Source organism: Vibrio splendidus (genome assembly GCF_002873455.1).
GTDB lineage: Bacteria > Pseudomonadota > Gammaproteobacteria > Enterobacterales > Vibrionaceae > Vibrio > Vibrio splendidus_J.
Genome location: NZ_MCUN01000009.1, coordinates 86,043 through 111,740 on the forward strand (window position 1 = coordinate 86,043; position 25,698 = coordinate 111,740).

Annotated in this window: 21 protein-coding genes and 2 pseudogenes; 9 read left to right on the top strand and 14 right to left on the bottom strand. The window is 42.7% G+C overall.

Features of this window, described 5'->3' with window-relative positions; translation table 11 throughout:
- Nucleotides 1-21 precede the first annotated feature (21 nt).
- A complete protein-coding gene (locus BCU75_RS07430) occupies nucleotides 22-633 on the top strand; it encodes a class I SAM-dependent methyltransferase (protein ID WP_102473395.1) in 612 nt (203 codons plus the stop codon).
- Between the two features lie 96 nt (nucleotides 634-729).
- On the opposite strand, the gene BCU75_RS07435 is transcribed toward BCU75_RS07430, so the two are convergent.
- Entirely contained in the window at nucleotides 730-1,878 is a 1,149-nt protein-coding gene (locus BCU75_RS07435) for a DUF3541 domain-containing protein (protein WP_102473396.1), read from the bottom strand.
- Between the two features lie 283 nt (nucleotides 1,879-2,161).
- On the opposite strand from BCU75_RS07435, the gene BCU75_RS07440 reads away from it, so the two are divergent.
- A complete protein-coding gene (locus tag BCU75_RS07440; RefSeq protein ID WP_102473397.1) occupies nucleotides 2,162-3,517 on the top strand; it encodes a diguanylate cyclase domain-containing protein in 1,356 nt (451 codons plus the stop codon).
- Between the two features lie 163 nt (nucleotides 3,518-3,680).
- Nucleotides 3,681-5,276: a DEAD/DEAH box helicase gene (locus tag BCU75_RS07445; RefSeq protein WP_102473398.1), complete on the top strand. Its 1,596-nt coding sequence runs from the start codon at nucleotides 3,681-3,683 to the stop codon at nucleotides 5,274-5,276.
- Nucleotides 5,277-5,831: 555 nt separating this feature from the next.
- Here BCU75_RS07445 and BCU75_RS07450 read toward each other — a convergent pair.
- Nucleotides 5,832-7,361 carry a DUF3612 domain-containing protein gene (locus BCU75_RS07450; RefSeq protein ID WP_102473399.1) on the bottom strand — a complete coding sequence of 510 codons (1,530 nt, stop codon included), beginning with the start codon at nucleotides 7,359-7,361 and terminating at the stop codon, nucleotides 5,832-5,834.
- Between the two features lie 169 nt (nucleotides 7,362-7,530).
- On the opposite strand from BCU75_RS07450, the gene BCU75_RS07455 reads away from it, so the two are divergent.
- Nucleotides 7,531-8,127 carry a malate synthase gene (locus tag BCU75_RS07455; protein WP_076676392.1) on the top strand — a complete coding sequence of 199 codons (597 nt, stop codon included), beginning with the start codon at nucleotides 7,531-7,533 and terminating at the stop codon, nucleotides 8,125-8,127.
- Between the two features lie 189 nt (nucleotides 8,128-8,316).
- Here the strand turns inward: BCU75_RS07455 and BCU75_RS07460 are convergent, their stop codons facing one another.
- From BCU75_RS07460 to BCU75_RS07485, 6 genes are all read right to left on the bottom strand, one after another.
- Nucleotides 8,317-9,333: a GGDEF domain-containing protein gene (locus tag BCU75_RS07460; protein ID WP_102473400.1), complete on the bottom strand. Its 1,017-nt coding sequence runs from the start codon at nucleotides 9,331-9,333 to the stop codon at nucleotides 8,317-8,319.
- A gap of 384 nt (nucleotides 9,334-9,717) precedes the next feature.
- Complete coding sequence (gene cspE / locus BCU75_RS07465; RefSeq protein WP_004730009.1) at nucleotides 9,718-9,930, bottom strand: transcription antiterminator/RNA stability regulator CspE; 213 nt, start codon at nucleotides 9,928-9,930, stop codon at nucleotides 9,718-9,720.
- Between the two features lie 360 nt (nucleotides 9,931-10,290).
- Nucleotides 10,291-11,568: a cytosine deaminase gene (locus BCU75_RS07470; protein WP_102473401.1), complete on the bottom strand. Its 1,278-nt coding sequence runs from the start codon at nucleotides 11,566-11,568 to the stop codon at nucleotides 10,291-10,293.
- Between the two features lie 9 nt (nucleotides 11,569-11,577).
- Entirely contained in the window at nucleotides 11,578-12,816 is a 1,239-nt protein-coding gene (gene codB, locus BCU75_RS07475; protein ID WP_102473402.1) for a cytosine permease, read from the bottom strand.
- 741 nt (nucleotides 12,817-13,557) lie between these two features.
- On the bottom strand, nucleotides 13,558-14,781 hold the full coding sequence (locus BCU75_RS07480) for an HlyD family secretion protein (RefSeq protein WP_102473403.1): 1,224 nt from the start codon (nucleotides 14,779-14,781) through the stop codon (nucleotides 13,558-13,560).
- The gene (locus tag BCU75_RS07485; RefSeq protein WP_102473404.1) at nucleotides 14,775-15,125 is read right to left on the bottom strand and encodes an MFS transporter; all 351 of its coding nucleotides are present in this window, start codon (nucleotides 15,123-15,125) and stop codon (nucleotides 14,775-14,777) included. Before BCU75_RS07485 ends, BCU75_RS07480 begins: the two co-directional genes overlap by 7 nt.
- A 133-nt stretch (nucleotides 15,126-15,258) precedes the next feature.
- Between BCU75_RS07485 and BCU75_RS07490 the strand changes: the two are divergent.
- Nucleotides 15,259-16,265, top strand: a pseudogene (locus BCU75_RS07490) (helix-turn-helix domain-containing protein).
- 20 nt (nucleotides 16,266-16,285) lie between these two features.
- Here the strand turns inward: BCU75_RS07490 and BCU75_RS07495 are convergent.
- The 3 genes and pseudogenes from BCU75_RS07495 to BCU75_RS07505 form a co-directional block, all read right to left on the bottom strand.
- Nucleotides 16,286-16,696 carry a hypothetical protein gene (locus BCU75_RS07495; protein ID WP_102466492.1) on the bottom strand — a complete coding sequence of 137 codons (411 nt, stop codon included), beginning with the start codon at nucleotides 16,694-16,696 and terminating at the stop codon, nucleotides 16,286-16,288.
- Nucleotides 16,697-16,729: 33 nt separating this feature from the next.
- Nucleotides 16,730-17,008: pseudogene (locus BCU75_RS24820) on the bottom strand (OmpA family protein); the annotation flags it as partial.
- Between the two features lie 283 nt (nucleotides 17,009-17,291).
- On the bottom strand, nucleotides 17,292-18,233 hold the full coding sequence (locus BCU75_RS07505) for a LysR family transcriptional regulator (protein WP_076676409.1): 942 nt from the start codon (nucleotides 18,231-18,233) through the stop codon (nucleotides 17,292-17,294).
- A gap of 111 nt (nucleotides 18,234-18,344) precedes the next feature.
- Here BCU75_RS07505 and BCU75_RS07510 point away from each other — a divergent pair, with 111 nt between their 5' ends.
- Nucleotides 18,345-19,157: a hypothetical protein gene (locus BCU75_RS07510; RefSeq protein ID WP_076676411.1), complete on the top strand. Its 813-nt coding sequence runs from the start codon at nucleotides 18,345-18,347 to the stop codon at nucleotides 19,155-19,157.
- On the opposite strand, the gene BCU75_RS24195 is transcribed toward BCU75_RS07510, so the two are convergent.
- From BCU75_RS24195 to BCU75_RS07520, 3 genes are all read right to left on the bottom strand, one after another.
- Nucleotides 19,154-19,351: a hypothetical protein gene (locus tag BCU75_RS24195; protein ID WP_133148288.1), complete on the bottom strand. Its 198-nt coding sequence runs from the start codon at nucleotides 19,349-19,351 to the stop codon at nucleotides 19,154-19,156. The genes BCU75_RS07510 and BCU75_RS24195 overlap by 4 nt on opposite strands.
- A 214-nt stretch (nucleotides 19,352-19,565) precedes the next feature.
- Complete coding sequence (locus BCU75_RS07515; RefSeq protein ID WP_102473406.1) at nucleotides 19,566-20,390, bottom strand: SDR family NAD(P)-dependent oxidoreductase; 825 nt, start codon at nucleotides 20,388-20,390, stop codon at nucleotides 19,566-19,568.
- Nucleotides 20,391-20,532: 142 nt separating this feature from the next.
- Nucleotides 20,533-21,312, bottom strand: coding sequence for a helix-turn-helix transcriptional regulator (locus BCU75_RS07520; protein WP_076676415.1), 780 nt, complete (start codon nucleotides 21,310-21,312; stop codon nucleotides 20,533-20,535).
- A gap of 238 nt (nucleotides 21,313-21,550) precedes the next feature.
- On the opposite strand from BCU75_RS07520, the gene BCU75_RS07525 reads away from it, so the two are divergent.
- The 3 genes from BCU75_RS07525 to BCU75_RS07535 all read left to right on the top strand — a co-directional run bounded on the left by BCU75_RS07525 (nucleotide 21,551) and on the right by BCU75_RS07535 (nucleotide 25,691).
- Nucleotides 21,551-22,366 carry an SDR family NAD(P)-dependent oxidoreductase gene (locus BCU75_RS07525; protein ID WP_102473407.1) on the top strand — a complete coding sequence of 272 codons (816 nt, stop codon included), beginning with the start codon at nucleotides 21,551-21,553 and terminating at the stop codon, nucleotides 22,364-22,366.
- A gap of 181 nt (nucleotides 22,367-22,547) precedes the next feature.
- Entirely contained in the window at nucleotides 22,548-24,128 is a 1,581-nt protein-coding gene (locus tag BCU75_RS07530; RefSeq protein WP_102473408.1) for an arylsulfatase, read from the top strand.
- Between the two features lie 258 nt (nucleotides 24,129-24,386).
- On the top strand, nucleotides 24,387-25,691 hold the full coding sequence (locus BCU75_RS07535; protein WP_102473409.1) for an anaerobic sulfatase maturase: 1,305 nt from the start codon (nucleotides 24,387-24,389) through the stop codon (nucleotides 25,689-25,691).
- Nucleotides 25,692-25,698 lie beyond the last annotated feature (7 nt).

Genomic DNA, 25,698 nt, shown 5'->3' on the forward strand with positions numbered 1-25,698 from the left:
ATTACAGTGGGACAGATTTGAATGCACTGGTGTGATCGTTGGAAGGTGTATCGCTATCACCGAAAGCAGACTAAGCGCTCAAATGGCGACCAAGCCAAAGCTCTAGGTTGGACTAGCGAAGAGAGTCAATTGTGTCGCTTTGAAGTGATCGCTCGTTCGGCTGACTTCGAAAAGAAAAGTGTTTTGGATTTGGGCTGTGGTTATGGCGAGCTGTTTGCACTGCTCGACAGTATCTATCGAATTCAATCGTACACAGGCGTTGATCAACACGCAGACTTTCTGAAAAAGGCCAAGCAAAACTACACTGAAGATCGTTGTCAGTTTTTGTCGGGAGACATGAGCAAAATGAGCCTTGAGGTGCACGATATTGTTATCGCCAGTGGCTCGTTGAATTATATCTCCCGTGATTCTGATTACCTGACAAACATGATTACTCGTATGTATGAATTGGCGAATCACACGGTGATCTTCAATCTGTTGAACTCAAGTTATTATCCATCACGAAATACCTTAATGAGTTATCACCCTCAAGGTGTCTATCGCTTCTGTAAAACGCTTTGTGATGATGTCTCTTTGATAGAAGGTTACGCAGAAGGGGATTTCACGATAGTGATGAACAAAGCCGTGTTCTGAGTCTGAATGAAGTGTTGGTGTGGTAAGAATTAAAAAAGCCGCATGCCTTGAGAGGTTTGCGGCTTTTTAGGTTTTTATAGATGAACTCCGGAGTTTCTATTTACTCAATGGCTGGTTTTCAATTAGCCCATACGGAATCGTAGTAAACACTTTAGGATTGCCTTTTAACGTCGGTGCTTCGTTCACTTGTTGCCAATCGAGTAACATGATTGCTAACACGTTGCGGTGTTCACCGTACTCAAGGTCAAAGTCGCCGGTGATAGAAGGGATCATTCCTTGTTTCTCATCGATAGAAGCTTGAATCGCGAGTCGAGTCTTTTCGACAACCGGGTCATTTTCTAGGCCTGCGAGTAAGAAGGTTAATCCAACTTCTGCAATTACATCTTCTTTAGCGCGCAACAGAATCGTATCGATGTTCTCTCTGAAATAATCGTAGATCCATTGATGATCTTGTTCACTTACTTGATGCTGATAGTACTCGGAATCACCAAAGATGACGTGTGTCATGCCATAGAGCTTGTTGCCGAATTGCTGGCTTGAAAGCTTCCTGTCTTCATCGTCTGGGTAAGCTTTTTTAAAGGTGTCGACGAACTCATCAACGACATCTTGCTCACTCAGTTGGCGTAGCCAGTAGACCTGATTGGCGAGTTGAGCCGCCCACGCTTTCACCATGTCTTCGTTGGTGACGTATCGTGAAAAGTCATAACGACGAATGATCTCACGCAACTTGGCATCGTTCTTGTGCTCTAAACCGTATTCATTGGCACGTGCCATTGAGCCAAGAAGGTCAACACCAAGGTAGAGGTATTCTGGCATGTGCTTGGTGATGTTGTAGCGTCGAACACTGCGCTCGTCATTATCGCCAACATAAGAAGCAACGCGCTTCTCCGAGTAGAGTACGATTTGTTCCATGGTATGAACGTCATTCGACAGGGTGCTGAGCTTACTTGCCACTCGTGCCATGTCACTCCATACCGCAGCAGAATATTTATCATCTAATGTTTGTCGATACATACGTAAACCATAATGACCCTCTTTGAAGGCGGGCAGGGTATACAGTTGTTTTTCATAGGTAGAACGAATGAGGTTTGCAGATTGTTTGAAAGATTGTTCATGAGAGTGGAGAGAATCTGCTTGGGTTTGAATTCTCGGTACATTTGTTGCAAGAGCGTTCTCTTGTGCGTGAACAGCGACCGTAACTGAGGTTGATAGCAATGTGCACAGTGTAATCGTTTTTAGCTTCATGTCGTGAGGTACCAAGCTGATTAATAGTCTGTGTAAAATAACACCGATGAATCATTTGATGTAAGGTTTGAGTCAATACAATGCAAGGTTTATAAGGTTTACTAACATTTTTTGACTAAGCAATTAGTATAGGCAACAAACCTGAAGTGATGAATGGCACAATATTTGATCGATAGTAGACGTTAGTATAGATTTTTAGTGACTTAGCGGCATACTGGAAGAATAAGCCAGAAATGAGCCGTCATAAGGCAGTATATAGAACAAAAGTGTTAGAGGTTCGTAAATGCCAAGTGGTTCTAGCAAGCAGTGGTCTGCCAAAGTAGTATCTTTTCTTTTTTTCCTTGCGATAGTTGGTGCGATTGAGTTCTTTCACGCCAAGCAATTAAATTTTCTTAAGAATGAATCTTATTCTGAGGGGAAAAAACAATTATCCATTATTCGTTCTCGGATCGAAGCTGCGATCGTGTCAGATATGTACGTCCTCAACAACTTCTCGACTTTAGTGACCATCAACCCTGATGGTAACGTTAATAATTGGGACAAGATTGCTGAGAATATCATTCAAGATGGCTTTCATATTCGACTGATCGGACTCGCCAAAGATGACATTCTAAACTTTGTTTACCCTTTGGAAGGCAACGAGCAGGTTCTCGGTATCAATTATCGTGATCACCCAAATCAGTGGGAGTCCGTTGAGATCGCTCGTAATATTGGCAACACGTTTATCGCTGGCCCTTTCGAATTGTTCCAAGGTGGTCAAGCACTCATCACGCGAACTCCGATCTTTCTAGACCCGCCTTTCAATCAAAATTATTGGGGTGTTTCGAGTGCTGTTATTGGCTTAGATGAGCTGTTTGAAGATGTCGGAATTGGGGACATTGAGAAAAAATACGAACTCGCGATACGTGGTGCAAATAGTTCGGGCAAAGGTGGCGCCGTCTTTTATGGTATTCAGAACGTATTTGACAATGCGTTTGCCACCGAACAAGTGAGTTTTCCATACGGTGGTTGGTACCTTGCTCTTTCTGGTAACGAGCATGTATTGATGGACGTACCTTGGTATCGTATCTACGGGGTAAGGCTGGTGGGCTACACCATTATGCTAGTATTAGCATTTGCCTTCTTAACTATTTATCGTCTGTACCGTATTGCAGATAGCCGCTCTATGCATGATGAACTTACCAAGCTACCGAATCGTCGATACTTCATGTATAGCCTAAGGCTGGCATTTAAGACCTCCCAAAAACAAAGGCCGAGAACCTTTGCAGTTGTAAATATCGACCTCAATGGTTTCAAAGCAATCAACGATACCTTCGGTCATGCGGCTGGTGATCAAGTGTTAGTTGAATGTGCTAAGCGCATTAAGAGTGAGTTGCGCGTTTCAGATATTGTCGCAAGGATAGGAGGGGATGAGTTCTTAGTCTTGTTACCCCGCATCATGGATGATCAACATGTCTCTTCGATTGTCGATAAGCTTAGAAGAGAGATATGTACGACACCTGTTATCTACGAGGCGCACTCTATTTATCTTCGAATTAGCGTTGGTTGGGTAATTCATAATAAAAACTATGATGATGTCGATGCACTCTTGAAAGCCGCTGATGAAAAAATGTACCAACAGAAGCGCCAAGTTATCTAAGTTGAATATGGTCAATGATTAGAATTTAGTTGCTGAATGTGGGGAAAAGCCTCAGAATACCGCGCTTTGCTTCGTATCAATGATTTGATAAGCAAAAGCTGCAGCAATACGCCTTCATGGGGTGTTGCTCATACTAAATGTTATTCAACTGAGAAAATAATTTATGAGTTTTACCTCCCTTGGCCTTTCTGAACCGATCCTTAAAGCTATTGAAGCACAAGGTTACGATAAGCCATCACCAATCCAAGAGAAAGCCGTACCAGCTGTCCTAACGGGCAAAGATGTTATGGCCGCTGCTCAAACAGGTACAGGTAAAACTGCAGGCTTCACGTTACCTATTCTTGAAATGTTATCAAAAGGCTCTCGCGTACGTCAGAATCAAGTTCGTGCATTGATCTTAACACCAACTCGTGAGCTTGCAGCACAAGTGAATGGCAGTGTGGTTAAGTACGGTATTAATCTACCTCTGACTTCTACGGTTGTATTCGGTGGCGTGAAAATTAATCCTCAGATGCAAAAACTGCGTAAAGGCAGTGATGTACTGGTAGCAACACCGGGTCGTCTACTTGACTTATATAACCAAAATGCAGTGCGTTTTGATCAGCTAGAGATCCTAGTTTTAGATGAAGCTGACCGCATGCTAGACATGGGTTTCATTCGCGACATCCGTAAGATCTTGGCTTTCTTGCCTAAGAAACGTCAGAACCTACTGTTCTCAGCAACTTTCTCAGATGATATTCGAGGCTTGGCAAAAGGCCTAGTCAACAACCCAGTTGAAATCTCGGTGAGCCCTGCGAACTCAACGGCACCAACCGTTGAACAAAGTATTTATCCAGTAGATAAGAAGAAAAAAGCCCCAATGCTAGCTAAGCTGATCAAAGATAATGATTGGCGACAAGTACTGGTGTTTAGCAAAACAAAACATGGCGCGAACAAACTTTCACACTTCCTTGACGAGCAAGGCATCACTGCGGCACCTATTCATGGTAACAAGAGCCAAGGCGCGCGTACTAAGGCCCTAGAGAACTTCAAAACAGGTAAGGTACGAGTACTAGTAGCGACCGATATCGCTGCTCGTGGTATCGATATTCCGCAACTACCTCAAGTGGTTAATTTCGATCTTCCAAACGTATCAGAAGATTACGTTCACCGTATTGGTCGTACTGGCCGTGCTGGTGAAGTTGGTAAAGCAATTTCATTGGTGTGTGCTGATGAAGTAGGTGAACTGTTTGGTATCGAGCGCCTTATTCAGCAGGTGCTTGAACGCCGTGAACTTGAAGGTTTTGCACCTGTAAACAAGTTGCCAGAATCTCGTTTGGATTCGCGTCCGATTAAGGCTAAGAAACCGAAAAAGACACGCGAACACTCGGATGGTCAACGTTCTGGCGAGAATGCTCGTGGGCATAAACCAGCAGGTAAGAATAAGCGTCATGTCTCTGGTTCAGGTTCTGCTCCTAAACGTAAGCCTAATGCGAGCAAGCCTAACTCCGGCAACAAAGCTTCTGACAGCAACTCAACAGCTGCGGGTGATGATAAATCTTTAAGAAACAATGGCAGTAACTATAAGCGCGGTAATGCAGCTAACAAGCCTTCTACGAATAGTTCTGGTAAGCCAGCTGGCGCAGGTAAACCTAAGAAGTCTGGTTTCGGTGTAGGTAATGGTTCGAGCAAACCGTCTAACAAATCAGCAGGTAACAAGCCTACAGGCAACAAGCCTTCACCATCTAGAAGCCGTTCTAAGCCTGCACCTCAGAAATAGGTGTTCTTTGGTAGACTGAAAGGTTGAGAAGGTAACTTTGTAGCGATTCAGTAACGAGAATTACTTTTAAGCAGGTTCTTGTTCACTAGTGAATTTCTGCAATCTAACTTAAATAAGCGCGAATATTGATTTTCAATATTCGCGTTTTTTTATGGGTATTATTTTGCGAATTAGAAGTGATTTTTTTGGCGCATGAAACTATTGAATCAACAGGAAATACGGCATTGATAAGAAGGGTAATGATTCGTTAATGATTTATTAATAACAACATAATCACTAGCGTTTTTATGGATTTTTGCAATTTGCAATTTCAGTTTGCAAAACAAGCAGGGGTTTATGGCCAATACGTGTTCAGATGCTTAGTAAATACGTACTTTAAAAGTTGGCACGTATGCTGCATTAATAATGGTGACCCTTCTTAAGCCGAGGGTCACCTAGCCAACTGACGTTGTTAGTGAACCCATATTGTTCACACAAAATATATAACCAATCACCTTTATTGTGGTTGGTTTTTTTTTGCCTGAATTTTAAGTTCTACTTGTTGGTTTTACTTTTTTACTCACCACACTTTGAGTAACAGCTTGGTTGGCGTGGGCACTCTCCACCTCTGGAGCAGATAAGCCTAGCCTCTGTCTCAATTCCACGTTCAATCCAATTTATATTTAGAATCTTGGCTACTGTCGTGAGATCTTTTTTGATGTTACGTGGGATTACTACAGAGCCACCATTGTTGACGCATGACGCTTTAAGCTGCTCAGCTATGTCTCTTGAATTACCGCCTTGAGCGTCAATCGCTGGGTTTAAATCTATACCAGCGCACAGTACACGGTTGTTACCCGCAGGATCCGTCATATTGATGGATTCACAGCAATAGATTCTTGGCTCATCCCCTACATTTAGAATGGATATTTGAGCTGAGCTACCTGCCCGAGGTTCTGATAATCGACGAAACACAGCCCAATGTTGACATGGGTCGGCGACCGTTCTCATGTTCCCCCAAGGCAGTGGAATCCCGTTCCCGCGGTATACCGCTTTGAGTTTCCCCGGGCCATAAGCATCAAAGTAGTGCCAATGAGGGTAGGGCGATACTACCGTCATTCTACGCATCGCAACAGAGGGGGAAACCCCCGCTCTTTTGTGAACGTCTATTTCGTAACCAGTGCGGTCAAGCAGCTGTCTAAACGGGACTTTCGGGCACAGAAGTGCTCCAGCAAAGAAACTGGATTCAAAGTCTCGCCACGCTTGCAGAATGTCTTGAGAGTTCAGCTGTGAAGAGCCTGAAACCTGGTTGTCATCCCATGTGTTGTTGTTACCGACCGACAACACACTCTTTAGGCCTTCTTTGCTATGCAGAATGCAATGGCCGATATAAACCGAGAGATCGTATTTCAGACGAGTTGGATACTCTTTGAGTATCTCGTTTAAAAAGATCGTGCCGGGAGGCTCAAAGAATGAAGTAACCAGTTGCTTGGCATTAATTCCGAGCTCATCAACAACGTCCTGCGGCGTGCGCGTAACCCAGCGGATGTTAATTCCGAGGGTTCTAGCGATGTCTATAAGGTCTTCTACGCTCAGGTTAAGGCGTTTTAGGCCAACTTCCTCTGCGGCACGTTCAAGGTCAGGGAAGTGGTTCTGGTTACTCTCTTGGTGTGCCCTAATCAAGAGGTGCGCAAACTGACGACCTGAGATCCCCGTTTGTGACAGCATCTCAGGAATCGCAATCTGCAGGATGTCGTTGGAGAAAAGAAAGCTAGGCTCGAGTGCCATGCCATTTATCCCACCACGATTCCCTTTGTCAGGTGCAATGGCTTGTTGTTCTGATTCGTCGTCGAGGAACCACGTTGGGGTCTTCTGAAAAACCTGCGCAATCACTTCCAGCATGTCGATGCTTGGCACACGCTTTCCACGTTCAATCATTGAAAGGTAAGAAACGGAAGGTGCGTATTCTGGGTTGATTCTAATACAACGCGCAGACAGATCTTCCATCGTTAAATGGTTACGTTTTCTTAGGTTACGTATTTTCGTACCTAGGAAATGAGACTGACGAACTAAACTTTTTGACAAGGCCATATTTGTAAAATTCACATTGTAAAATTTTTGTTGTGAAATTGTATGTAAAAAAGCGCTAATCTACAAACTAAGCAATTCACAAAATGACAAATAAGTTAAACGTTAGTTTGGAATAATTGCTCTAGGACACATTTTTGCTGTAGAAATCGGTGGTTATCACCGGGCTAGTCAAGAGGGAAAGACTATGAATATGCTTACATTCGATAAAACAGAAATCCAAAAACAATCAAAACCATTTATCGCTGAAGCTGTCTTTGCCGTGGAGACAATCAGTGCCAACCAGCAAACAGAGAAGCAAGTGAAAGCAAAACAGCTGCTTGATCGACTGTTCCCACTAGAGAATGGTTCACATCAAGACGTAACCAGCTACGTAGTTGATTACCGCCATATCATGGCTTACTTTAAAGATGGTCAGCACAGCGGTCTAAAGCACCCTAAACAGTTTGTAGCGTACATGGGGGAGAAGAATGACCCAGACTCTATCTTGTTCCGAGATGGCAGTGGCAGTCACTTAGAAGTGATGTTTGGTTGTCATAAAGGGACGGGTTGCATTGAGTTGGTGGAGATTGATGACATTCAGTTAGAGTCATGCACCACGTTCGGCCAATCGCCAATGGAAGCAACGACCACGATACGCGAAGAGACCATTGCAGCAATGCGCCATTGGATCAGTTTGATTCAAGGTGATGCAAAGGGTAAACCAAAGGCATGCAGCGAAGATAAAGAGTTCAGAGCAAAGAGTGGTGAAGATTACTGCCTGAATTACTGCTACCAACTTTAGTCGTATGAAATAAGGTTTGGAACACTGAAAGGTTTAAACCCAGTAAGTACTAAGCCGATACATATAGCCAACGGAAAAGCCCCAAAGAATAACGTAATAGTGAGTCTTTGGGGCATTTTTGGGTTCTTTCTCAAATGTATATCAATTCGTGCTCGCTGGTTCTAATTGAGTAGAATCAGCGGAGAAACCTTACAGAGGCATGACTCGGTTACGGCCGAGTGATTTCGCTTCGTAAAGTAGCCTATCGGCTCGTTCGATCAGTGATTGTGATGACTCACCGGGTTCAAGTTCAGCTACACCAAACGATGCGGTGATACTACCGACTTGTTCACCACTACGACGATCTTTAATAGACAGCTTTTCTAGAGAGCGTCGATTAGTATCAGCGAGCTGACGAGCAATACGCAAAGATCTGTTTGGCACGATGAGAGCGAACTCTTCACCACCAAATCGATAAGCAGAAATACCCTCACGGCTACTCAACTTCAGCTTGCGAGCTATCCCTTTAAGAACCATATCGCCAAACAAGTGGCCATAGGTATCATTGAAATTTTTAAAATGATCGATGTCGAGAAGAATCAAACACAAAGATTCTTTCGCTTCACACAAGGTTTCTATATCACGGTCGAAAGAGCGACGGTTATAGAGTGTCGTTGTGCTGTCAAAGAGTGCATCTTTCTGTACTTCTACAAGCTGGGTTTTAAGCTTGGTAATTTCTGATGTAGCAGAGTGCAGCTGAGAATTTAGAAACTGAGTAGAGTGACGAATATGACGAGACTCAGAAACTAACTGACGAACCAACGACATGACTTCGTCGAGCGATAAACTTTCATTATCAACACGAGCCAAATCCTCGAAGCTTTTATCGATCATGTCAGAGAAAGCTGAGGTGTCGGTGAGAGTATCATTCATTGAATTCGATACTTCAGAAACTAACAGTTCTAGGTTAGCGCGAAGATCGTTGATATTGGTTTCAGATTTGCTCGCAACATAATTGTTGTAAAGCTGTTCACCGACGGCTGGAGGACAAATGCCGTAGTGTTCTAAAATACCATCCATGTCTTTAGTAAGCTGTGGGATAGCATTATCGACATAGGTGTACCAAAGTGCGTAATTTGCAGGTGTGGTAGACACTCTGTTCTTCATCATAAGAGGTACCGCTTTTTTTAGATTAGCGGTGGATTTCTGGAATTCGTCTTTTTTCATTATTTTTACTGCAGATACCAAACTAACTCGAGCCACTTGTGGACAAGGTTAGCGGATTTCGCAGGTCTTTGCTTTAAAAATTATATGATTAATAGATGAGGATTGGATAAATAACTCATTTTTATTATGAATATCGATTGCGCATTCATAAATGGTGGCTAATGGTTTGTTCTTTAACCATATTTTTGGTTATTCACTATGGAACACTGGTTGAGTTTTGTATTAAAACTTTAGTAAGGGGGGAGCACGGTGATCTCGTGATCGATTGGAGAAGTAACGCTGAAACTTGTATCGAGAAAGGGAAAGGATGAAAATATTTATGAGCAGATACAAAAAAGCGCCGAAAAAATCAGCGCTTTAAAATTCTTTTTAGCTAAAAGCTAATTATTGAGCAACAACGTTTGCTGCTTGTAGGCCTTTTTGACCGTTTTCAACTTCGAAAGAAACCTTTTGGCCTTCTTTCAGAGTTTTGAAACCTTCTGAAGCGATTGCACGGAAGTGTACGAATACGTCAGCACCGCCGTTGTCTTGAGAAATGAAACCGAAACCTTTCTCTTCGTTAAACCATTTTACAGTGCCAGTATTTGTGTTAGACATAATTTGTCCCTTATTCATAAATTTTCTAAATTGTTGATTGCATTACTGCAATGCGCTGATAATTGAATTATTTAATATTGCTAAGAAATAAGGAAAAACTACTTACAAAAACGGGTAACGATTTTACATGTCATTTTTTACTATTTATCTAACTTAAATAACTCCGGCTAACAGAGCGAATGCATGTTAACACAGTCTTTCCGGTTGTACACTCATTGATTGAGAAATCAGCGAGTTTTTTTGTCATGTTGTGCTCGTTAACAAAACCAACTGAAATAGCGGTTGGTTTTATAAAATTGCATGAAATGACAAATTAAAAAGGAAGCCTAAGCCTCCTTTTCCTCATTAGTATAGACGATATTATCGTTTGAAGTTGATATCTTCAGTCTTATCTAAATTAATTTTTGTTTTAGCTGGTTGAGTCTCTGCTATTACTTTGCCGTGGCGAATAGAGAACTGAACAGGTACTTGGCGACGAACAGCATCAAAGCCATTGTCCGCAGGTAAGATCAGTAGGCTACCAGGCTTACCTTCTTCAATACCGTAGTTGTCTTGTATGTTCAATGTACGAGCTGAGTTCTTGCTGATTAAATCAAGTGAGGTGTTTATTTGGTCGTAACCCATAACCTGTGTTACGTGCAGCCCCATGTGCAGAACTTGAAGCATATTCGCTGTGCCTAGCGGGTACCAAGGGTCAAACACGTCATCATGGCCGAAACACACATTGATGTTAGCCGCTAGCATCTCCTTAACACGAGTGACACCACGGCGCTTCGGATAGTCATCGAAACGACCTTGTAAGTGAATGTTCACTAACGGGTTCGCGACGAAGTTAATACCCGACATCTTTAACAGACGGAATAGGCGAGATGCGTAAGCACCATTGTAAGAACCCATTGCAGTAGTATGGCTTGCCGTTACTTTTTCACCCATGTCGAATTTATGAGCAAGGGCCGCCAGTGTTTCAACAAAGCGAGATTGCTCGTCATCGATTTCATCACAGTGAACGTCGATCAGGCAGTCGTACTTGCGTGCAAGCTCGAACGCATAGTGCAGAGATTCAACACCATATTCACGAGTGAATTCGAAGTGAGGGATAGCACCGATAACATCGGCACCGATCTTTACTGCTTCTTCAAGCAGTTCTTTGCCGTTAGGGTATGAAAGAATACCTTCCTGAGGGAATGCAACGATCTGGATGTCGACCCACTCTTTCATCTCTTCACGAACTTCAACCATCGCTCTTAATGCAACTAACGTAGGGTCTGATACATCTACGTGAGTACGCACGTGTTGAACACCGTTAGCTATTTGCCATTTCAGTGTTTGCTTGGCACGAGACTTTACGTCTTCAATTGATAACAATTCTTTACGCTCAGCCCAACGCTCAATACCTTCAAACAAAGTACCAGAGATGTTCCAGTTAGGTTCTCCAGCCGTTTGCGTAGTATCTAGGTGAATATGCGGTTCACAGAAAGGAGAAACTGCAATGCCACCTTCAGCATCAAGGATCTCACCTTGATGATTGATTGGTGCGTCATTATCGAGAATGCGAGAAAATTGACCATTTTCAATCAGGATTTGTTTCAAGCCATCTTGGTCTTGAAGCTTCGCGTTCTTGATTAATAAGGTTGTCATAGTGTGTCCTTAAGCGGCCTGAGATTTCAGAGCGTTTTTATTCAATAGAGGGTTAAGCACGAGGTAACTGATCGCACCACCAAACACGGCGTTCAAAGGAACGATACCAGGAAGGAAGTGACCAGCGGCTACGCCTGTTGCTACCGCGATAATGCCAGCCCAGTTAACGGTTTGGAACTCTGCTTTTGCAAAATCTTTGTAACGTTTACGGTTCGCAAAGAAGTCGGCGATGATTACGCCACCAATCGGTGGAATTGCCAGCGAAAGGAAGGTTAACCAGCCGACGAAGTTGTTGTATAACCAAAGCGCGAAAATCGTACCTACGATGCCATTAATGATAGACATTGTAGTACTTGAGCGACCAGTGATGTTGGATAAACCAAGACCTGACGCATAAAGTGCGTTTTCATTGGTTGTCCAGATGTTCAAGCCTAAAACGATGATGGCAGGAAGAAGTAGTCCTTGCGCAATCATCACATCTGAAATGTCAGAGAGACCCGTGGCTGCTGCACCGGCTGCACCAAAGATAAACATCAGTGAGTTACCGATGAAGAACGCGACCATTGTAATTAATACTGCGCTCGCTGGCTTTTTACCAAAGCGAACGAAATCGGCAGTCAGCGTCCCTGCACTCACAAACGAACCCACAACCATTGCTAATGCCATTGAAAAATCCATTGGCGTCTCAGGCTTAATCAGTTGCAGCTGTTCTAACCCGCCAACACTGTCTACCGCAGTCAGAACTGAGTAACCACCCAGAATGGCAATCGCTGGAACCGCAATCGCTGAAAGTACCATTAGCGCTTTAATACCGAAGTACACCGTACCCGTCATCAACAAGCCAGATACAATAATCAAGGTGTTGGTATCAATCCCCGTTGCTTTCTGGACTGGAATGGCAAACATTGCAACGCCCACACCAAACCAACCGACTTGTGTACCACCAAGTAGAGCCGAAGGGAGCCATGAGCCTTTAGTACCGAAAGAAAAACGAGCAAGAAGGTGAGTAGAGAGGCCAGTAGATGAGCCGATGTAGCCAAGAAAAGAAGTGTAAATACCGAGAATTAGGTTACCGATGAGAACGGCGAGGAAGAAATCGTTGAATGAAAGACCAGTCCCGAGTGAACCACCTGTCCACATACTTGCAGAGAAGAAAGTGAGTCCAAGCATTACCATGGTCAGTGAAGCGACTCCTTTTCTCGCCGATGTAGGAACCGGCCCAAGACTGTAGTTATTATCAGCAGCCATTTTTTACCTCCGCAAATGATCAAAATTAGAATTAACGGTCGCCGTATTGCAGGCAAACGTGCGCATTATGGTGATATAAATGACGCAGTCAATGCTAATCTTGTCAATAAAAGCGGTTTGGGACCAGTTATTGGACTAAAGTTGCTATAAAACATAAGGTTATATTTTGTATTTTTTTATTAAAATAAATAGAAAACGTTTTCTATAACGCATCAGATGTCTTTTGATTGTGGTTGGCTATGGATGTTGATTATTATGTTTATGAATGGGTATCTGTATACTGGGTGGGTGATGTTTCTCAAATTGCAGGCAAAAAAATAGCCAATCGCAATAATCGCAATTGGCTTATATATATCGTGAACAAGAATAGGTTCACTAACAACGTCAGTTGGCTAGGTGACCCTCGGCTTAAGAAGGGTCGTTATATACATTGCAGTTAGTGTGCCAACTTTTAAAACCACGTAAAACGGTGGTTTTATAGCAATCTGGTGCGTATTTAAGCGTTTATTTCGCGTTTTCGTAATGGTTGGTTGCATTTTGCAATCGCATTTTGCGATCTGGTGTAATTTAGTGGAAGGAAAAACAGATAAAAGAGAATGTTGAATGTTGAATGTTGAATGTTGCTTAAATTCTCATTTTTGGAGGGTTCTTTCTGAAGCTTAGACCCTAGAATTAAGATACTAGAAAGCCCGTGCGATCTGAGAAAGTACGGGCTTTGTATGGTTGCACCTAAGATAAGTTTTAGATGGAGTAGAAGAAGTACAGTTGCGACTTCATTCTAATGATGATCCCGCGTATTACGTCTAGGAACGCCATAAAGCTGATAGGTTTCTCACCGCTAACCCACGCTAACCCGACAGAACCAACCGGAATATCGTAACCCTCTGCTTCGTCAATTTTTAAACGAACAAAGTGGTGCTTGTTCTGAAGATTTTTGCCTGTAGTAACGCGAACCTGCTCATCAATACCGAGCAAAGTTGCTTGCGCTTCTCCTGTCGCTTCTACAATGCCTTCTACGGTTGCAGAGAATACTTTCCCGGGGTATACCGCTGTCGCAAATTCTGCTGGCTGACCTACCTTAATATTGCGAATCGCTTGGTGATTGACTCGCATTAAAACGTACTTCTCTTCGGTATACATTTGGATACGAGGCATCAGCGAAACTCGTTGTCCTTCACGAAGAATAAAGTTCGTCACAAAGCCATCGGTCGGTGCTGTTACTTTCGTGCTGTTAAGATCCCATTGCGCTTGCGCCAGAGTTGCCTTGGCTGAATCGACCTCTGTTTGTTTCTTGCTAACGTTGGTTTCAGCTTTGTGGATGTTTAATTTCGCGCTCTCGGCATCGACTTCTTTCTTGTTGAGTTGAGATTCCAATGTAGTGACGTTATGTGTCGCTAAATCTACCTTTGCTATTTGTTGGTCTATGTCGGTTTCTGTAATCGTATGTTCTACAACACTGTTTTGTTTCTGATAACGGTCAAGCGTCTTAGATTGCAGCACTAGGTCTGTCTTTGCTGACTCTATCTGTGCAATAGATGTTTTGATGTCTTCTAGCGCCGATTGATAGCTAATTCTAGCAATGCTGACTTCTTGGCGAGCTGTGTCTAAAGCGACTTCCGTTGACTCAAGTTGAACGCTTGCTTTGTCTCTCACAATCACATATTTAGTGTCATCAATTTCGTAAAGAAGTTGCCCTTCAACCACATCTTGGTTTGGACTGATGTGAACCTTGGTGGTTTTTCCTTTGACCGCTGTTGAGTCCGGACGCAGTTGAATATGCGGGGATTGGACAACTGAACCACCCGAGAGATCCATTGGAGTGAAGTTGATTAATCCAACCCATACGAACAGCAACCAAGATGTACCACCAAGGTAAGAAAAAGCCTTGGTGCCTTTGTTCCATGGCATGCCGACTAGTCTAAGTAAGTAAATAAACAGTGCCCAAATAGCTAAGCCTTCTAACATACTGGGCTCTCCTCATTTTTATCGTTTTGTTCTGGCGGTACATCAGACGTTGCCGGCGCTTTCCACGTGTCTCTCAGGTTGATGATGGCTTTTTCCATATCTACAAAGGCCAAGATCACGGCGAGTACCCATACCCAGTGCCAGATAAAACCAATCCAGGTTAATGCGGTGATTAAGCCGAGTTGTTGGTGCTCTTTGCTGTGAGCTTTATTGATTGGTAATTCATGCACACGCCAGAACCCGTAACATGCAGCAGCGATAGTTGCGATCAATACAACGCCTGCTACGACGTGTAGAGCAGTATCGGCGCCGGTACCGACAAATGGGACACTCACTAAACTCATTGATAAACCCTAGGTTAAATTGAGCACAGAGTGTGATTGATATCAGATTTAGAGGTTGAAAATTTACTAATTATTTCAATAACAATGACAATATGATTTGATCTGTCATTTTTACTTTGAGGTTTGGTAGCTAATGAACAATTGTAACTTCTTAAGGGCATTAGGGATTTTGGGTATTTATCAACACGCAACGATTAATAAGCTCGTGAATGTAGAGAGATTAGGTATCCCCAAGTCGGTATTTAATAACCCAATGAGCCTTATTCCCGTCAGCGAGGTAGACAAATGGTATGGTGTGCTTGAACAGCAAACTGGCGATTCCGACATTATTTTGAAGCTTGCTGATAGGGTGGATATTGAAAGGCTAGGTCCTCTCTCAAACTGGTTTTTCTCAGGGCATGATCTGGCTTCTACCATACGTCGAGTTAACATCGGGTTGCACTGCTTGCAGTCAGGTGCTTTTCTCTATGGTGCCAAGTCGGTAAGTTGATTAAATGGTGCTACGACAACCCTGCTTACACAGAGGCGGGCAAGGTTCATGACTCAATCCGAGTCGCCATTTTTATGATGAAGATATTAAGACGTTACTTGGGAGACGACTTTACTCCCGCAGCCATATCTATCTCAGGTTATCGAGAAAACACTCAACTTTATCAAGAGTATTTTGGATGTAACATTCAATGGGGACAACCACGAACGGAAATTTGGATACCGGGTCATTTGCGGCTCTCGATCAATCAGTCACCTTCCGTAGGCAAGATGAGTTTGGCGATGAATTTTCATGACTTAGATAACTATCTTAATATGCCGGATGCCGGTGATGAACATAAGGTTACTTATGAGATGATCAATTACAGCCGACATTTCGGCCTGCCCACCTTACATAAAGTTTCCAGTCTACTCGGTTTATCCGAACAGCAGTTCCAGCGACGATTACACAAATTGGGTGTTAACTTTTCTACCATCATGGGATACGCGTTAAGCAACGTGGCGGTGGAACTATTGTTGTATTCAGTGCCGATAGAAGAAGTCGCGACGAGGCTAGGCTACACCAACGTCGCGAGTTTTAATCGGATGTTTAAGAAACATCGAGGCCTGACACCCAGGCAATATGTGGAGCGCTTGAAAAACGATCTTTGAGTAGCAAACCTTCTCTCGGCTTAAGCGGTCACATTTTTTCTGATCTTGTAGTTTTCGTACCAGTAGCCAAGTGTGTAGGTACAAATGATGATATCTGTGACGGCGAATGGAATAAAACTAGCGTTCAAATGTGCTGTTTCTGGGTTGAAAAAGTTACTCACATATAAGTAGACCATGAATAATTTTTCAATAAATGAATAGAGAACAATAGGTGCGCGCCAGCTAGGTTTAAATGCTGATAACACAATGAAGAAGCCCATTAGTCCTACCATGATGCCCCAGTGGCGAAACAAAAATACGTAGTTTGAATCGAAGGGCAGGTTATTCATGCCCATAAGAGCTTGTTCAGGATCGATAGCGTAGACGACGGCAGACATGGTGATTATGCCGCCAACAGTCAAAAATGGTTTGAGGTATTTATTAAAAAACATCGAATTGCCTTATTTCATTGAGAGGATATTGATTTATATACGACGGTTACACGTTCGATCTTCTGCGTTGATTTTCCACAAACAGGGCAGCGCACTGTAGCCTTTTGTATTAAATCGGCCATTAGGTACTTGTTGGCTCACCTGGTAATCGCCGACTGATTTAGCTTGTTTCTTAGATAAAGTTTGATTGGGTATATCGCGACCTTTGCTATCCGTGTGACCAATGACCTCTTTGCGCGTATCAGGGTATTCGCCAAGTACGATAGCGATGCCGTTAACGGTCGAGTAAATAGAACTGTCTAGTCGGTAAGATTCTGTCTCAAATCCGAATCCCCAATGGTTACATTAGAGCGCTGTGTGGCCTTACAGGGTAAACATGCCTAGATATACAAGAGCCAGTAGTTGTGGTTTTTTGTTCATTATTGCTATACCAAACATCTATATCTTGGATGCGATCTTACTAAAGTGGCCTGCTAAAACATGCAGTAAGATCTACTGCATTTTACGCATTCGAACCCGTGTAAATGTACTCCAAACGTTTCTGATGATTTCGCGATACGATGCAAATTTCGTACGATATACTGGTTGCGTAACACTATATTGATTGAGTTACACCATGCTGATTGCGTAGCGCCATGCTAATTGCCTCAATGCAGTGTTCATAAAGCGATGTACGGTGATTTTTTTCTAGATAGTAAACCGCATGACTTCGTGAGTTCGGTATATAGTCTTTTAACCAACTAGGTTGATGAAAAGCCACTCTATGTTTCGCCATGCTCGACGATAGATTTTCAGCAATAACAAGTAAGTCAGAATGTTCCACTAAATTTGTCAGAACCGACATGCTGGCCGAGCGATACTGAAAATCAAAAATGTCAGGATAGTTCTTCTTTAGTTTTGCACCGTAGTCAGGAAGACCAGGGACAAACATACCGCCACATGGATAACTCTTGAACATCTCTAACGAGCAATTGGTTTGGCATATAGGGTGATCGAGTCGAGATATAATCACGGGTTGGCTAGGAGTCAATGGTACGGCACGAATCGCTTTACTCGTATCTGTCGGGTGAAAGTTAACCCCAAGCTGTACACGTTCATCTAATATGTCTTGCTGGGTGTCATCATCCCAAATCGTAATATTCAATCGTAGTTTAGGAAAGTGGTTGAGCATAATTGAACTGGTCAATTCATTTGCAATCGCTTCTAGTAAAACACTAGATACAGCAACTGTTATTTCACCATCAAATGTTTTCGGATCGGTAAATAGATTATTAGACAGTTTTTCATCAAGAAATTTTATTTGTTGCTGTAAGCTCTCTCCTATCACATCCGCTTTCTGTGTTGCATGTAATTTTGACCCTGAGCTATAAAACAACTTATCACCAGTATATTCTCGTATTTTACTTAGAGTTTGGCTTACTGCCGATTGGCTAATGCCTAAATATTCCGCGGCCTTTAAAGTATTCCTGTATGTATATACGGCTTCGAATACACGAAGGTAATTCAGATTTAATAGGTTGTTATAGCTACTCTTCATGGTGTTTATTTTTCCTAAATAAGATTTACTAATTGTCGCTATAAGTAGCGCTATTCATAACCTTTATTTATTCTCACGGCATTCAAGTTATGATTGTAAAGGTATCGAATAATGCGTCATTTAAGTTCTCTGTTTTCTTTAGTAGCGTTGACCAGCGCTGCTATTTCCTCACCAGCATTGGCTAGTGAAAACCATGATGAATATCATGATGCGGATCCTCGCAATAGTAGCCGACGAGCCGCTGTGTTTTCAGATGACCAAGGCGAGCTAAAGCTGTTGGCTGGTGGCGGGTTCAGCGGGCTTACCAGTGATATTTCTCAATCGGTAGGCTTTGCTGAATACTACACTCAGTCTGAAAATGCTCGCATACGTGGTGCGCATTTTGATCACTTTGGTGGTGTTTATGTCGACGTCTATCATTTAGCCGATGCAGCAAACATGTATACGTCTGGTTATATGCTGCCTTTGGCTAGCAAAGATGGCACATTGTTTTTTCCATCAGTTAATTACACCTATGTAGATTTCAAAACAGATGATATTGCAACCTTAATGAACTCCAGATTAGCTCTGTCAGGAGGTTATCCGCCTTCGTTACCAAAAGGAGTAACGTCAGGTAACATCAAGCAACTCATTGGTGGCGATGATGCACACCTTGGTTCTGTTAACATGTACGCACTTCACCCTTGGAACGATACACACTTCTCTGTCTTCAACATAAATCTTGGCTCATCTTATAGTGGTGCTGAAATGCAAGTAGCCAACCTTATGTGGATACAAGGGATCAAAACCAAAGTCGCAGACAAAGACTTCAATATTATGTTTGAGCTGAAATACGACGTTCTCTCTATCCAAAATGATGCAACACATTTAGATGAAACATCAGAAGAAGTTACCGCATCCATTGGTATCGATTACCGATTCTAAAAGACGGGGAAAGAACGTTGATCACCTTGTTCAACGTTCTGATTCACTTGTCGAACATGAAAAATACCAATCGAAGGCATTAGCGTGTTTGCGCTTGCGTTGCCATCGCGTGTGTTTAAATGGCTGTCATCAATGGATGCACCGGTATCGTCCATTTGTAAGTAGAGTGCCATTATGTTGAGCGTTGTTCTCATATTTAGTGAGCTCGACGAGCAGTAAGTACAGACCAGTAGTGAGCATGAATAGTCACGAATAAAATAGGTGAGTGGTCACTTAGTTGGCCAAATGCATTTTAACCATGACATCATTCGTAATAAGGTTCATCGAACGAGCTTGTGTGGATAATAAGCACTTGTTAGTGAATAAGTTATTCGATGGTTGAAGCATCTATTCATTGGATAAATCGGCTTAACTGCTAATTCTATGGATTAGTTTTAAGAATATTTTTCCCATAGCACGCTCACCAATAACGGATTGTGCCCACCACATTAAACGTGCATCCCAAGTGCTGCGGTAACTCAGTTTTGGATTCGCTGCCATGCCTGCTTTGATCATGATCTTCACTGTAGATGTTGGAGAAACCCCTTTGCTATAAGCTTGGTCCAGGAAACGATGTGATTTTTTCACTAGTGGGGCGTATTCAGGTAGCGAGTTGCTATCTAACATGTCACCTAATTGGATTGCATCGAATTCTGTCTGTACACAACCGGGTTCAATAGTGATGATTTTAATATTAAAATCAGCGACTTCTTGTGCGAGCCCTTTGGCTAACCCATTGAGTGCATGCTTACTGGCCGAGTACCAAGAGTTCATACTTGTTGAGACGCGACCAGCAATCGATGTAGTGAATATTAAGCGCCCACCCCCTTGTTGACGCATGATAGGTAATGCGGATCGAGCCACCCGAGCTGCTCCAAATAAATTGGTATCAAGCTGTTGTTTTGCTTTCTCTATCGAGGTGTCTTCGACAGGACCTGCAATTGCGTATCCTGCATTGGCATAGACGATATCAATACCTGATTGCTCGCTCATGATTTTGTCAAAGATAGCTTGTACATCGCTTTCATTTCGTACATCAACAGCGAGTACTTTTGCGCCTTTTTCAGCAAGAGGCTGAAGTCTATCAATGCGACGAGCTGCGCAATAGACGATGTGGTTTTGTGTCAGGAGTGTTTCAACGAGTTCGAAGCCAATACCCGATGAGGCGCCAAGGACCAGTATTCTTTTTTGCATCTTATGCCTACCATTAGTGTTGGTTAAAGCGGGATGCAGAGGATGTTATTCGAGTGTTCAGGGAGGGAGTAGAGTAAATTTACTGAGTTTTAAAAAGGTGCTTCAGAGAGCACCTTCAGAGAAAAGTAGAATAAGCGAACGTTTATCCATCAATACCTAGGCCGTTTCTGAGCGCGAACTGAACTAATTCGGTATTACTTTCTAGTTCAAGAAGATCAATCATTCGATACTTATGTGACTCAATCGTTCTTGGGCTTAAGAACAGTTTTTCAGCGCATTGCTTTGCTGTGAGGCCTTGTGCCAATAGAGTTAACACGGTGCATTGTTTCTTACTCAACCTCAGCAGTTTCTCGTTTTCATCAAACAGCTTTTCTGTTCCGTGGTTCAGGCTACGAGTGACTGTGGAGTGTTGCCAGTAAACAAGCCAGGTGTCACAAAGCAGTTTGAGTCTTTTTAGCTCTTGTTGAGTGATTTCTGGTTCATCATCGCTGAATCTAGCAAACGCTAACGCGCCCCATGTTTGACCAAATAGTTCTAAACGCACAATACCATGCCATCGAGCACCTTCATCATAAAGTGCTCTTAGTGGTTCAATCTTTGAATTTTTAAGACCCTCACAATCGAAGATTTGATATTCCTGTTTAGAGCGAAGCAAATTGAGATAATCCAAATAGTTACCGAGTAAAAATCTGGGTTTATCTAATTCGGGAATATTCGGTCGTGAAACAGAGATAGTCTTGCCGTCATTCAACAAAATCATTGAATTAGGGAAAAGGGTGATTCTGTCTAACCTAAACCATTCAATACCTTGCAAAGCCAACTCTCGAAACTTCGCGTTGAAATCTTTAGGTTGGCAAGAGGTCATTGCCGCAATTTGTGAATGAAGAAGCTCTTCGTAATCTGGAGGGTTGATGTTTCGCATAATAAGCTCGCTTGGTGTCCTATTTAATAAGATAACTTGTCAGTCAGAAAAGTGTCAATTTCTTCTTCAAAAATACGAGCATTCACTCTAAATGCAGTATTTCTTACCGTATAACTCCGAGCAATATCGCCATAACATCATTGCAAACCTGCATTTGAAGTATTCAGGTTAGGCCTGTATTAGAAAAATATTTGGTTATTTGAATGAGAAATAACCAAATATTTTTAGTCGGAGATCAATGATGAAAAGCGTTATGAACAAAACCGTTTTGGTTACAGGCGGGGCAATGGGCATGGGTAAGGCGTACGTTGAGCGCGCTGTTAATGATGGTGCTAAGCATGTGGTTATTTGGGATCTTAACGAAGCCGAGATGGAAAAAGTTAAGGATGAATTTAAAGGCAGTAAAACGTCTATTCATACCTTTGTCGTGAATGTAACCGATACCGATCTTATCTATGAAACGGCCCAAGTTGTGTTGGATGAGATCGGCCCCGTCCACCTGTTAATTAACAATGCTGGCATTGTATTCTCCGAACATTTCATTGAGCATCAGCGTAAAAGCATAGATCTTTCAATGCAAATCAACAGCATAGCTCCAATGCATATCACTCGTGCATTTTTGCCGGCAATGGCCGAAGAGTTCGACTGTCATATTGTGAATATTTCGTCTGGTGCGGGTTATATGTATTGTCCCAAAATTGCGGTTTATTGCAGCAGTAAGTGGGCAATGGTTGGGTGGTCAAACTCATTGCGCGTTGAGTTAGCAGAATCGCTACCTCATATTAATGTAACAACCGTCAACCCTGGGCATATTAACACTGGGATGTTCGATGGTGCACATTCTAAATTAATGCCAGAGATTACAACTGATGAAATGGTTAATGCTGTTTGGAATGGAATTAAGAAAAACAAAATCAGCGTTGCTCGTCCACGTTTGGTTGGTTTAATTCCTCTTATACGAGGCCTCATTGGTTTCAAAGGTTACGACTGGCTATCAAAAATTAGTGGAACGAATGATTTTATGGCTGGCCATAACGATCAAAGAAAAAACTAAACAAATTATTCGGCTAATTAAATTAGTAGTATTACTGCTTTTTATTTTTAATTAATCGAACATCAATAACACTTTTTCTAAATTTATTAATTATTCAGTAATTGTACTGATTCACTTTTCTTTTATATTCCAAATAATAGTCAGTGACATCAATACTTCTACTTAAAATAAGGTCTAGGTCATGTTCAAGAAAAAAACTTTCCTACAACTTGCTGTGGGCGCTGCATTAGCAACGACTTCAATGGCGAGCTTTGCAACTACAGATACATCACGTCCGAATATTCTGGCTATTTGGGGTGATGATATCGGTATTGATAACATCTCTGCGTATACGCGTGGTCAAGCGGGTCACTGGACTCCAAATATCGACCGTATCGCTAATGAAGGTGTGTTATTTACTGACTTTTATGGCGAGAACTCATGTACTGCAGGTCGCTCAGCATTTATCACGGGTCAGCACCCAATGCGTACGGGTTTGACTAAAGTAGGTATGCCTGGCGCTGCTGAAGGTATGAAGCCGGAAGATCCAACTATCGCAACGATGCTAAAAGACAAAGGCTACATGACAGGTCAATTTGGTAAAAACCACCTTGGTGACCGTGATGAGCATTTACCAACGGAGCATGGTTTTGACGAGTTCATGGGTAGCCTATACCACCTAAACGCGGAACAAGAACCAGAGCATCCAGATTACCCGTCGGAGCCTGGGTTTAAAAAGCGTTTTGGTCCTCGAGGCGTGATCCACGCTTATGCTGATGGACGTATCGAAGACACTGGTGCACTAACCATTAAGCGTATGGAAACGGTAGATGAAGAGTTCCTTGAGGGAGCACTAGATTTCATTGACCGCGCACATAAAGAGAAAAAACCGTTCTTCGTATGGTTCAACTCAACGCGTATGCACGTTTGGACTCACCTAAAAGAAGAATCAAAAGGTCTTTCTAAGCGTGGTGGTCTATACGGTGACGGCATGGTTGAGCATGACAACATGGTTGGTCAACTGCTTGACAAACTAGACGAGCTTAAAATTGCTGATAACACCATCGTTTCTTACACTACAGATAACGGCGCAGAAAAATGGTCTTGGCCAGATGGTGCGACATCACGTTACTACGGTGAGAAGAACTCTACGTGGGAAGGAGGTTTCCGCGTACCAGCAATGATGCGCTGGCCTTCTAAGATCCCGGCAGGAACAGTGGCAAATGAAATTGCTGCGCACAATGACTGGGCTCCAACTTTCCTTGCTGCTGCAGGCGAAGAAAACCTAGTTGCTGACCTTAAGAAAGGCAAAAAGTTAAACAGCAAGGAGTACAAAGTACATCTAGACGGTTACAACCTAATGCCTGCTCTTAAGAAAGGTAACAACACGACAGCAGACAACAGTGCTGATTGGCCGCGTAAAGGTTTCGTATACGCAGCGGATGATGGCCATATTTCAGCAGTACGTATGGGCGATTACAAAGTAATGTTTACTGTCAACACTTGTCACAGTATCGAAACTTGGATGTGTCAGTTTGATGAGTTGCGTTTCCCATACATCTTCAACCTTCGTCAAGACCCGTATGAGAATGCGCACAAAGATGGTATTGGATACTCGAAATGGCAAGTAGAGCACCTACCGTACATGTACTTAGGCGCAGCTTACACAGCTCAATTCCTACAGACATTTAATGAGTTCCCACCACGTCAAGTTCCGGGTTCTTGGTCTATTGATAAGACTGTTGAAAAAATGCAAATTTGGCAACGTGCTCAGTACCAATAAGATAGGTTGAGAAATTCGTTCATAAACGAACGAACAAGTGAATCAACTGAGTTATCACGGTTGGTTTTTTGAAAACCTCTTTAAAAAGCGATCCTTGTGATCGCTTTTTTTATTTTTATAGCTCAGGAATAGAATCAGTAATACTACTGATTACGCCAGGAAAACGTTGTTGAATAATGGTCAAAGAGAATCGGTATAGGCTTCAAACTTAGGGAAGTAATCGCACAGTGAATGTGAGTGAACGAGAAGAGGAATAACATGACCCAATCAGCTCAGCACAACACCAGTATGTTGCCTAAAGCAGCACCCGCGAAACGAATGAATATCATGACTAAGCCAATTGGCTCAGCGTGTAATATTGATTGCACTTACTGTTATTACCTAAGTAAGGAAGAATTGCTTGGACATGAACGAGGCTGTCAAACTCAAATGACAGAAGAGATGCTCGACACGTACATCAAAACCTATATTGAGCAACATAACTTTCCTGAAATCGTTTTTCATTGGCAGGGCGGTGAACCTACTTTACTCGGGGTGAATTTCTTTCGTGATGTGGTTCGTCTGCAAAAAAAATATCGTCCGAATGGCGTGAAAATTGAAAACAATTTGCAAACCAACGGAACGTTATTGAACGATGAGTGGGGCAAGTTCTTAAGCAAGAACCATTTTATGGTCGGCTTGAGCATTGATGGGCCTGAAATGATTCACAATGCTTACCGCACCAACCGCTCTGGGCGAGGGACGTTTAAGCAGACCATGAAAGGCGTCGATATTCTGCATAAACACAACGTTAACTTCGCGACGCTGACGTGTGTAAACAACCTGACTGGTTCCAACCCTCTTGACGTTTACCGTTTCCTGAGAGATGAGATTCGCTCACCTCAAATGCAATTCATCCCAATTGTTGAACCCAAATCGTTTCGTGATACGGCACCACAAAAGTGGGCTGACGAAGACGTGATATTTCAAGGTATGCCAGAAACTGAACCTAGCCACCCAAACTCGATTGTAGAGTCATGGTGCGTATCCGCTCACCAATGGGGCGACTTCCTATGCACCATCTTTGATGAATGGTTGGAGAACGATATTGGCAAAGTGAATGTCCCGTATTTTGAAGCTGCAGTTGAAACTTGGATGGGTCGAGTTAACCCGCTTTGTACTCTCGCGCCAATGTGTGGGAAAGGGTTGGCAATAGAGCACAACGGCGATGTGTTTGCTTGTGACCACTACGTTTACCCTGAATATAAACTTGGCAATATCAATGATGCCAAGCTTGAAGATATGCAATTTTCTAAGGGCCAGGAAGAGTTTGGTCGTGCGAAAGAATCGTCGTTACCAAAGCAGTGCCGTGAGTGTACGTATCAGTTTGCTTGTTTTGGTGAGTGTCCAAAAAATCGTTTTATTAAAACTTTGGATGGAGAAGCCGGCCTGAACTATTTGTGCGCTGGGTGGAAGCATTTCTTTTCACACATTGATCCCTATATCTCAATGGTTGTCGCCACAATGGGTTACCCAGTAAACAAAGGCATCAATAGTGATGCGATGAAGATTAAATTTAAATAGAGGCACT

Excerpts from the sequence above, each read along its gene's own strand:
- BCU75_RS07455 (WP_076676392.1), top strand. The coding sequence starts at position 7,531 with ATGAATATGCTTACATTCGATAAAACAGAAATCCAAAAACAATCAAAA.
- BCU75_RS07480 (WP_102473403.1), bottom strand. The coding sequence starts at position 14,781 with ATGTTAGAAGGCTTAGCTATTTGGGCACTGTTTATTTACTTACTTAGA.
- BCU75_RS07535 (WP_102473409.1), top strand. The coding sequence starts at position 24,387 with ATGACCCAATCAGCTCAGCACAACACCAGTATGTTGCCTAAAGCAGCA.
- codB (WP_102473402.1), bottom strand. The coding sequence starts at position 12,816 with ATGGCTGCTGATAATAACTACAGTCTTGGGCCGGTTCCTACATCGGCG.
- BCU75_RS07435 (WP_102473396.1), bottom strand. The coding sequence starts at position 1,878 with ATGAAGCTAAAAACGATTACACTGTGCACATTGCTATCAACCTCAGTT.
- BCU75_RS07505 (WP_076676409.1), bottom strand. The coding sequence starts at position 18,233 with ATGAAGAGTAGCTATAACAACCTATTAAATCTGAATTACCTTCGTGTA.
- BCU75_RS07520 (WP_076676415.1), bottom strand. The coding sequence starts at position 21,312 with ATGCGAAACATCAACCCTCCAGATTACGAAGAGCTTCTTCATTCACAA.
- BCU75_RS07510 (WP_076676411.1), top strand. The coding sequence starts at position 18,345 with ATGCGTCATTTAAGTTCTCTGTTTTCTTTAGTAGCGTTGACCAGCGCT.
- BCU75_RS07430 (WP_102473395.1), top strand. The coding sequence starts at position 22 with ATGCACTGGTGTGATCGTTGGAAGGTGTATCGCTATCACCGAAAGCAG.
- BCU75_RS07440 (WP_102473397.1), top strand. The coding sequence starts at position 2,162 with ATGCCAAGTGGTTCTAGCAAGCAGTGGTCTGCCAAAGTAGTATCTTTT.
- BCU75_RS07485 (WP_102473404.1), bottom strand. The coding sequence starts at position 15,125 with ATGAGTTTAGTGAGTGTCCCATTTGTCGGTACCGGCGCCGATACTGCT.
- BCU75_RS24195 (WP_133148288.1), bottom strand. The coding sequence starts at position 19,351 with ATGAGAACAACGCTCAACATAATGGCACTCTACTTACAAATGGACGAT.
- BCU75_RS07445 (WP_102473398.1), top strand. The coding sequence starts at position 3,681 with ATGAGTTTTACCTCCCTTGGCCTTTCTGAACCGATCCTTAAAGCTATT.
- BCU75_RS07525 (WP_102473407.1), top strand. The coding sequence starts at position 21,551 with ATGATGAAAAGCGTTATGAACAAAACCGTTTTGGTTACAGGCGGGGCA.
- BCU75_RS07515 (WP_102473406.1), bottom strand. The coding sequence starts at position 20,390 with ATGCAAAAAAGAATACTGGTCCTTGGCGCCTCATCGGGTATTGGCTTC.
- BCU75_RS07495 (WP_102466492.1), bottom strand. The coding sequence starts at position 16,696 with ATGTTTTTTAATAAATACCTCAAACCATTTTTGACTGTTGGCGGCATA.
- BCU75_RS07470 (WP_102473401.1), bottom strand. The coding sequence starts at position 11,568 with ATGACAACCTTATTAATCAAGAACGCGAAGCTTCAAGACCAAGATGGC.
- BCU75_RS07530 (WP_102473408.1), top strand. The coding sequence starts at position 22,548 with ATGTTCAAGAAAAAAACTTTCCTACAACTTGCTGTGGGCGCTGCATTA.
- cspE (WP_004730009.1), bottom strand. The coding sequence starts at position 9,930 with ATGTCTAACACAAATACTGGCACTGTAAAATGGTTTAACGAAGAGAAA.
- BCU75_RS07460 (WP_102473400.1), bottom strand. The coding sequence starts at position 9,333 with ATGAAAAAAGACGAATTCCAGAAATCCACCGCTAATCTAAAAAAAGCG.